The organism is Streptomyces spinosisporus, from assembly GCF_022698145.1.
Classification (GTDB): Bacteria; Actinomycetota; Actinomycetes; order Streptomycetales; family Streptomycetaceae; genus Streptomyces; species Streptomyces spinosisporus.
Genome location: NZ_JALDAX010000078.1, coordinates 1 through 329, shown reverse-complemented (window position 1 = coordinate 329; position 329 = coordinate 1). Strand labels below are relative to the sequence as shown.

The following is a 329-nucleotide window of genomic DNA, read 5'->3' as shown; positions in this document are numbered from 1 at the left end:
TGGTTCAAGCGTGCGGTCTTCTACGAGGTCCTCGTCCGCTCCTTCCAGGACAGCAACGGCGACGGCGTCGGCGACCTCAAGGGGATCACCGCCAAACTCGACTACCTGCAATGGCTCGGCGTCGACTGCCTGTGGCTGCCCCCCTTCTTCAAATCCCCGCTGCGGGACGGCGGTTACGACGTCTCCGACTACACCGCCGTACTGCCCGAGTTCGGTGACCTCGCCGACTTCGTCGAGTTCGTCGACGCCGCCCACCAGCGCGGCATGCGCGTCATCATCGACTTCGTCATGAACCACACCAGCGACCAGCACCCGTGGTTCCAGGAGTC

The 329-nt window shown here is 64.4% G+C and carries 1 protein-coding gene; it reads left to right on the top strand.

The window, feature by feature from the left end:
* The coding region (locus MQN93_RS43780) for an alpha-amylase family glycosyl hydrolase (RefSeq protein ID WP_242713931.1) at positions 1 to 329 on the top strand (329 nt) is incomplete at both ends.